This is a genomic window from Vibrio sp. YT-17, from assembly GCF_033337375.1.
GTDB classification, from domain to species: domain Bacteria; phylum Pseudomonadota; class Gammaproteobacteria; order Enterobacterales; family Vibrionaceae; genus Vibrio; species Vibrio alginolyticus.
Window position 1 is genome coordinate 1 of sequence record NZ_JAWOQP010000107.1, and the last position, 1,288, is coordinate 1,288.

General features: G+C 47.1%; 1 protein-coding gene and 1 pseudogene. One reads left to right on the top strand and one right to left on the bottom strand.

All coding sequences use genetic code 11. The annotated features are described in order from the left end of the window. Positions 1 to 461 (top strand): annotated as a pseudogene (locus tag R7F67_RS24210) (oxygen-independent coproporphyrinogen III oxidase); the annotation flags it as partial. A 70-nt stretch (positions 462 to 531) separates the two neighbouring features. On the opposite strand, the gene add reads toward R7F67_RS24210, so the two are convergent. Next, positions 532 to 1,288: adenosine deaminase (gene add / locus R7F67_RS24215; protein ID WP_318057462.1), on the bottom strand; the 757-nt coding region annotated here is incomplete at its 5' end.

Below are 1,288 nucleotides of genomic sequence, written 5' to 3' on the forward strand. Positions count from 1 at the left end.
TGTTGCATCGCAACTTCCAAGGCTACACCACGCAAGGTGAGTGTGACTTGGTGGGCTTTGGTGTTTCTGCGATTTCAATGATTGGTGATGCGTACGCACAAAACCAAAAAGAGCTCAAGAAGTACTACGCTCAAGTAAATGACCTTCGCCACGCATTGTGGAAAGGTGTCTCACTCGATTCGGATGACTTGCTCCGTCGTGAAGTCATTAAGCAGCTGATTTGTAACTTTAAGCTTGATAAAAAAGCGATCGAATCTGAATTCAGAGTGAAATTTGATCAGTACTTCAAAGAAGACCTGCAATTGCTGCAAACGTTCATCAATGATGAGTTGGTGGAAGTGGATGACAATGAAATTCGAGTGACACTGCGTGGTCGCCTGCTTATCCGTAACATCTGTATGAGCTTCGATAAATATCTGCGAGCAAAAGCGCGTCAGCAGCAATTCTCTCGCGTTATTTGATCATCGCTTGCCGATTCCAAATACAAAAAATGCCAGCAAATGCTGGCATTTTTTATAATTTTTGCGCTGATTAAACGCGATCTTTAACTTTTTCTTTCAGTTCTGCTTTTTCTGCATCAGAAATGAAAGCAAGCTCAAGGCCATTGATTTGCGCTTGGCGAATCTGCTCTTGGCTCAGGCCGGCTGCTGGCGCCGCCACTTCGTATTCGTAAGGTAGCTCAATACCTTCTACCGCAGGATCATCCGTATTTAGACACGCTAGAACGCCGTGGTCTAGGAACTGTTTCAGTGGGTGATTTGCTAGAGAATCGACCGTACTGGTTTGGAAGTTCGACGTCAGGCACGATTCGATACCGATACGGTTTTCCGCTAGGTAATCCATCAGTTTTGGATCGTGAATCGCTTTCACACCGTGGCCGATACGCGTTGCACCTAGCTCTTGAATGGCTTGCCACATGCTTTCAGCGCCCGCCGCTTCACCAGCGTGAACTGTCACGTTTAGGCCTGCATCACGTACTTGTTTGAAGTGAGAGACAAAGCGATCGCCTGGTTGGCCAAGCTCATCACCTGCAAGGTCTACTGCTACGATGTGGTCTTTCTGGCTTAGAATTGCATCCAGTTCTTGCTGACATGCATCTGTGCCAAATGTGCGGCTCATGATACCGATAAGGTTCGCTTTGATGCCAAAGTCTCGCATGCCTGCTTGTACGCCATCGACAACCGCTTCAACCACGCCAGCGACTGGCAGTTTGTGTTTCATTGCCATGTAGTATGGTGAGAAACGCAGTTCGGCATAATCAATTTGTGCGTTTAGCGCATCTTCAACG